This is a genomic window from Brachybacterium alimentarium, from assembly GCF_002332425.1.
Classification (GTDB): domain Bacteria; phylum Actinomycetota; class Actinomycetes; order Actinomycetales; family Dermabacteraceae; genus Brachybacterium; species Brachybacterium alimentarium.
Genome location: NZ_NRGS01000045.1, coordinates 1 through 1,255, shown reverse-complemented (window position 1 = coordinate 1,255; position 1,255 = coordinate 1). Strand labels below are relative to the sequence as shown.

1 protein-coding gene and 1 pseudogene are annotated in these 1,255 nt (G+C 64.6%); both read right to left on the bottom strand.

Features of this window, described 5'->3' with window-relative positions; all coding sequences use genetic code 11:
* Positions 1-24: 24 nt before the first annotated feature.
* Positions 25-1,053 carry a DDE-type integrase/transposase/recombinase gene (locus CIK71_RS16935; protein WP_096166854.1) on the bottom strand — a complete coding sequence of 343 codons (1,029 nt, stop codon included), beginning with the start codon at positions 1,051-1,053 and terminating at the stop codon, positions 25-27.
* A pseudogene (locus CIK71_RS17905) lies at positions 1,050-1,255 on the bottom strand (hypothetical protein); the annotation flags it as partial. The gene CIK71_RS16935 and the pseudogene CIK71_RS17905, both read right to left, overlap by 4 nt.

Below are 1,255 nucleotides of genomic sequence, written 5' to 3'. Positions count from 1 at the left end.
CGCTCGATGTCAAGCTGTGTGGAGTCACGCGGTCTGCTTTAGCGGCTCTTGCTCGGGCAGGTTGATGCCGACTATCTCGGCGGGGGCCGGTGTCCGTGGGCGTGCGCGGAATCGTTCCGGGTGCTTGTGGAAGTAGCGCTGCAGCGCGGTGTCACGGGTCTTCCATGCGTCACGCCAGGTGTCGTCGTGGACCTGCGCGGGTGAGAACAGCGCGATCCCGGAGTGCTTGTGCTGGTGGTTATACCAGGGCACGTAGCCGGCGATGTATTCGCGTGCGGCGGAAAGATTGGTAAACACCTTCGGGTAGCCCGGCCGGTACTTCATCGTCCGGAAACCAGCCTCGGAGAACGGGTTGTCGTTCGACGTATACGGCCGGTTGTGAGAGAGGTTCACACCCTGCTCGTGGAGGGAGTCCCTCAGCAGGTTCGAGGTCATCGCGGCCCCGGAATCGGCGTGCACCACCGTGGGCGGGCCGTGCTCGGTGAACGCGGCGGCGAACATCTCCACGGCGAGGTGGTCAGCCTCGCGATCCTCGACTCGCCAGCCGACAATCTTTCGGGAGTAGATATCGGTGATCTTGTATGCCTTGAACACCTTCCCCCGCCACGGCGAGTACAGGTCGGTAATATCCCATGACCACACTTGCCCGGGGCCAGTCGCTTTCAGCACTGGTTTGTTCCGCGGCTGCCGGCGATCCTTCCGAGTCGGGACCGTCGGCCGGAGCATCTGGTCCTCGATCCGTGCCGCGATCCGCCACCAGGAGCGTCGCGACGCGAGCATCACCCCGTCATCCCACGCGGTCGCAAACGAATGATCGACAGAGTTTTGCTGCGCCCACCCGGCGAGGATCAGGCCGCCGATCCGTTCCTCATCGGCGGTGCTGATCCGTGATTCATAGGCACGCTCAGTCTGCGGGATCGGATCAGCGATCCGCTCTCGCGGACGCTGCCGGTAATGCCACGTCGACCGTGACACGCCCGCGAATTCGAGTGCCTGCCGCTGCGATCCGGTCGCGGCGGTGAGCTCGGCGACGAGGTCGTTCTCCGCGTTCAAGAACCGGGCTGATCGGTCTTCGTCGGGGGCTCGGCGGGCTCTTCCTCGCTCATCGCGTGCAAGAGCCCGATAGCTTTTCCCAGCGCGCTGTTGGTCTCCTCCAACTCCCGCACCCGGGCGCTCAACCGCACAAGCTCGGCCTCATGAGCAGCGCGCTCGACCGCTCGTTGCTTCTCCAGCGCAGTGCGCTTGCCTGGTGGAA